At 55.1% G+C, this 4,957-nt stretch carries 5 protein-coding genes and 1 pseudogene; all 6 read left to right on the top strand.

What is annotated here, in order from left to right; all coding sequences use genetic code 11:
* A partial coding sequence (locus tag ACF8AM_RS11570) for a YhjD/YihY/BrkB family envelope integrity protein (protein WP_392555782.1) occupies nucleotides 1-609 on the top strand: 609 nt, incomplete at its 5' end.
* A 190-nt stretch (nucleotides 610-799) separates the two neighbouring features.
* The gene (gene floA / locus ACF8AM_RS11565) at nucleotides 800-1,876 is read left to right on the top strand and encodes a flotillin-like protein FloA (RefSeq protein ID WP_392555781.1); all 1,077 of its coding nucleotides are present in this window, start codon (nucleotides 800-802) and stop codon (nucleotides 1,874-1,876) included.
* A 1-nt stretch (nucleotide 1,877) separates the two neighbouring features.
* Nucleotides 1,878-2,312 carry a hypothetical protein gene (locus ACF8AM_RS11560; protein ID WP_392555780.1) on the top strand — a complete coding sequence of 145 codons (435 nt, stop codon included), beginning with the start codon at nucleotides 1,878-1,880 and terminating at the stop codon, nucleotides 2,310-2,312.
* 34 nt (nucleotides 2,313-2,346) lie between these two features.
* Nucleotides 2,347-3,252: a rhomboid family intramembrane serine protease gene (locus ACF8AM_RS11555; protein ID WP_392555779.1), complete on the top strand. Its 906-nt coding sequence runs from the start codon at nucleotides 2,347-2,349 to the stop codon at nucleotides 3,250-3,252.
* A gap of 99 nt (nucleotides 3,253-3,351) precedes the next feature.
* The gene (locus tag ACF8AM_RS11550) at nucleotides 3,352-4,311 is read left to right on the top strand and encodes a sugar phosphate isomerase/epimerase family protein (RefSeq protein WP_392555778.1); all 960 of its coding nucleotides are present in this window, start codon (nucleotides 3,352-3,354) and stop codon (nucleotides 4,309-4,311) included.
* 48 nt (nucleotides 4,312-4,359) lie between these two features.
* Nucleotides 4,360-4,957: pseudogene (locus tag ACF8AM_RS11545) on the top strand (thioredoxin); the annotation flags it as partial.

Here is a 4,957-nt window from a genome sequence, read left to right as displayed (position 1 = left end):
AAGTACGGCTTTCAGATTTACGTGACCACGGCGGTTCCTTATTTGGAATTGTATGGATCGATTGGCGTGATCCCGTTGTTCTTGCTGTGGATCTATTTGACTTGGTTGATCGTTCTGTTCGGTTTGATTTTGACTTACACGTTGCAGACCGTTCGAGGGAAAGGGTTTCGTCGCCGCGGTGAAAAGCAGGAGGATTTGCCGAGGGGCGATCCAGACTGGATGCTGCCGATCATGACCGAAGTTGCGATCGCGTTCGCGGACGGGGAAGCGGTGGGACGTCAGGAATTGTCCGACCGTTTGGGGCTGTCCAGTCGCGTGGTGCACGAGATGGAAACGCGTCTGATCGAGGCCAACTTTTTGCGGCGGGTCGTGACAGGTCCGGGGCAGGAAAATCAGCTCACGCTGGCCCGGCCCGCCAAGAAGATCTTGTTGGCTGAGATCATGCGATTGGCGCATCGGTTTCGGCCGGCAAGCAATCACCCCGCCTGGAAGACACTGGCTGATTTGAAGGAAGCCGAGTGTGTGGCGGCGGGTTCGCGATCACTTGCGGAATGGATGGGCGAGGATTCCCCTGGCTCAGAGGGCGACGACGACAAATCGCTAGGTTGAGTGAAGTTGGATGAACGGGCGTTGTGGCGGCGTCGCTGCGCTTGACACTGGATGATGGGGCCAGGACGATGATAGCGGCCTTGGAAAGCCTTTCCGAAGGAATTTTCGCCTTCGCCGCATCCTTTCGAGGCCTCTTCTCAATCTGGCATCGCCGCCCGGATTGAAGTGTGCCGCCTTCTTGAGACGCCCCATGATCGCATCGCTGTTGCTGGACACCCTGCCTTTGGCTCAGATGCCAAGGGTCACCTCTGCACTATTGATTGGTGCCTTGGTGATTTTCGCTGGGATCGTTGTGGTTCTGTTTATCTTCACCAGCTATTTCGGGCTGTGGATTCAATCGGTGCTGACGGGATCCAAGATCTCGTTTGGCAATTTGATCGGAATGACCTTCCGAAAGGTCAACACTCGGGCGATCGTGCGTAGCAAAATCATGGCTACGCAAGCCGGTCTGGATGACCCCGAGCTGACCGTGGGTGCGTTGGAAGCTCATTACTTGGCCGGGGGCAACGTCCAGCAAGTCATTCGAGCGTTGATTGCGGCGAAAAAGGCCAAGACAATTTCTCTCACGTTCCGCGAAGCGACCGCGATCGATTTGGCGGGCCGGGATGTTTTGGAGTCGGTTCAAACGAGTGTCTATCCCAAGGTCATTGATTGTCCGCCACGGGGTGCCGCGAAACCGTCGCTCGATGCGGTTGCCAAAGACGGCATTCAGTTGAAGGTGCGAGCGCGTGTGACCGTGCGAGCCAACTTGCAACAGTTGATCGGTGGGGCAACCGAAGACACCATCATCGCGCGTGTCGGAGAAGGAATCGTCAGTGCGATTGGTTCGGCGGACGATCACAAAGCGGTGCTGGAAAACCCGGATGTGATCAGCAAAGCCGTGCTGGTGAAAAAACTGGATTCGCAAACGGCGTTTGAGATCGTTTCCATCGACATCGCGGACATCGACGTCGGCGCCAACATTGGGGCTCGGTTGCAAGCTGACCAGGCAGAAGCCGACACGGCTGTGGCGCGTGCCAACGCAGAAGGCAAACGGGCGGCTGCTGTTGCCGAAGAACAAGAGATGCAGGCGGAGATCGCTAAGAGCCAAGCCGAAGTGGTCGAAGCTCAAGCGGATGTGCCGCGCGCGATGGCCGAGGCTTTTCGTAGTGGTAACCTTCTGGTGATGGATTACTACCGTTTGCAAAATGTGAATGCGGACACGGACATGCGGAAAGCTCTCGCCGGGCATTCACAGGAATCGGAATTGGTCGAAGAAGGTCGCTGACATGCCTCGCGAAGAAAATCCAAGCGAGTTGGAGGCTTTCCTTCGCAAGTCAGCCGAAACTCGCCAACGCAATGCCATCGAGTTCCGTGTTCTGCAGGAGGAACAACGTCGCCAGCAGAGCGGTTCGCGTCCTCGACAATACTCGGACCGAAATCGTGAACGAGTGACCCGGCAGATTGCCGAGGCGATCGATGTTTCGATTGTGGAGCACTCTGATGACGACGACATCGTGGTTGGTGAAGTGGTCGAGGAGCGGCTTGCGAACCGTTCGGCGAGTGATGCCGAAGAGAGCGGTGAGGACCGGAAATCATCCCGTTCCAAATCCAGAGATCGGGTGGCGACACCCGCCGAAAATCTGCGACGATTGATCTCCCGACCCGGTGGGGCTCAGCAAGCATTCTTGATGAGCGAAATTCTTAAACGTCGTCCGTTTTAACGACGCCACTTTTTGTGATGGATAGATAGCCAGAATGGGGCTGAACGACCGCGACTACAGTCGCACTGAACGAACGCCGTGGGATCGAATCGAGAATCCCATTTCGATGATCAAAATCTTGATCGGTATCAACGTCGCGGTGTTCGTGGTGGATTGGATATCCAAAGGGCAACTCAGCGACTGGTTCGGTGTCAGCGGACAAACGTTGACTCAGCCGTGGTTGTGGTTCCAGCCGTTGACGTACGGGTTTTTGCACAACACGAACGACATTCTGCACATTGTCTTCAACATGTTTTTGTTGTTCGTCTTCGGGCGGCCGGTGGAACAGCGGTTAGGGGGGCAAGAATTTTTGAGGTTCTATCTGGCCTCGCTGATTTTCGGTGGGATTGTCGCGATGCTCTATCCCTGGGTGATCTCGCTTGCCTCAACCGGTCAGATTGATCCCGCTATTTTGGGCTCGAGCACGATCGGAGCCAGTGGCGCGGTGGTGGCGGTCACGATCCTGTTTGCGTGTTACTTCCCCCACCAGGAAGTGCTGTTCATGTTTGTCTTTCCCATGAAAGCTTGGGTTTTGGCCAGTTTGCTAGTCGTATGGGACTTGGCGTCGGCGCTGGGGATTTTGGGTGGAGGTGATAACACCGCCTTCGAAGTTCACTTGGCCGGGGCAGCTTTTGGGTTCCTTTACGCTCAACTTGGATGGTCGTTTCGGAGGCTGGATTTCTCGCGAATTACTGAGATTCCGGACCAAATGAGGCAAAAATCACGACGTGCGAAGCTGAAATTGCACGATCCCGACAAAAAAATCCGTGAGGAAGCAGAGGAAGCGGACCGAATTCTGGCTAAAATTCATGCTTCCGGGGAATCCAGCCTGACTTCCTCGGAACGAAAAACCTTGGAGCGATACAGCCGGCGGCAGCGACAAAAACGCGAGCAGGACTGATCGCTCCCGAGCGAACTGACAATCCGCGGGGTCACGTACCTTTGGTTGAGTCACCCGTCAGTTCCCCATCCATCTTGGCACGTTTCCACTTCGGTCCCAATGAAGACTCCATTGATTCATCGCCGCACGGCACTCCAATTGACCGCCTCTTCCGCCATGGCGGCTTGGTTGGCTCGTCCTCTGAACATGTTGGCCCAAGAAGCGTCCAATGCAGAGAAAAACGGGACATCTTTGCCGTACATGGATCGCATTGGATTGCAGTTGTATACGCTTCGCGATGCAATGAAGGCGGATCCGGAAGGCACGCTTCAAGCGGTGGCCGAAGCCGGGTATCGACAAGTCGAATTGATGAGCATCGACGAAGAGGCTGTTCGTTTGGCGGCCATCGCCCGTGACAACGGGTTGATCGTCCACAGCGCTTTCATGGATTTCAATGTCATCGCCGAACCGGATAAAGACGGAATCGGTTCGGTCGAGCAAACTTTGGAACTGGCTGAACGCATCGGTCTGCGGCACGTCGTGTTTGGCTACATCGCGAAACATCAACGCGACACCGCGGACAAGTGCCGGGCGATCGCGGATCGAGCCAACAAAGCAGCCGACCAAACTCGGAACGCGGGGATGCGGATGTGTTACCACAACCATTCCTTTGAGTTTGCCACGTTCAACGGCGGGGATGCGACGGCCGAAGACAAGCTGACAGCGTTTGATATCTTCTTGGAGCGTTTCGACCCACACAAAATGGAATTTGAATTGGATGTGTTCTGGGCCAAAATCGGTGGTCGCGATCCGATTGAAATGATGCGTCGTTTAGCCGGACGAATCAGCCAGGTGCACCTGAAGGATCTGAAAAAGGACACGCCGGTGATCACCGACGAAGGGCAAGTTCCCAATGATGCTTTCCAAGAACTCGGCAACGGCATCATCGACATTCCCGCAGTGATGAAACTGGCTCGCGAAATTGGCGTGGATCAATGTCACGTCGAACAGGACCAGTCACCTGCACCCTTGGATAGCGTTCGAGAAAGTGTCGCTTTCCTTCAAGGCGTCCCTGCCTGAACGGCATCCTTGACCACTTTTGTTTTGCTTTTTTGATTGGCTGCTGTTGTGAACTGTGTTCGTTTTGGGAAATGGATTGCCTCGTCCTTTTGGGGCGTCTTCGTCGCGGTCGCTGCCTCCCCTTCGATGTCCTGGGCACAAGACAAGCCTGGGTTTGAACTCAGTCAAGATGTTCAGGATGCGTTGACGCCTCTGTTTTCAAGGATTTTGAAAGCGGACGTTTCTCGTGCGACGGTGGAGTTGTCCGCGGAAACGGTGATGGGCGGAGAGGTCGTCGAGACGGCGGAATCGGTCTATCAAATCGCGTCGAAGTACCCCGATCAATACACGGTTTATTACAAGTCCGCTGACGATCGAAAACGTCTGTATTCGGATGGGGAAAATGGCGTGGTGGCTTTGACACCGGATGCCTATTTCCGATTGCCAAACGTTGTCTCCTGCCAGGAACTCGCGACCCGTTCCGAGTTTAATTTAGGGCCTTACCCCGAAGCCGTCTTGGCGCTGACTCTCGCGGGCGTTGATCCGGCCGTCACATTTTTGGGCGGAATGAAGTCCGTCGAAGTTGCGGGAAAGGTAAAGTACCGAGGTAGCATCGATTCCATTCATCTTCGTGGAAAGCAAAACGATGGCGTCACCTGGGACTTGT

It is taken from the genome of Rhodopirellula sp. JB055 (assembly GCF_043100905.1).
Lineage (GTDB): Bacteria > Planctomycetota > Planctomycetia > Pirellulales > Pirellulaceae > Rhodopirellula.
This window is presented reverse-complemented; position numbering and strand designations above follow the sequence as displayed.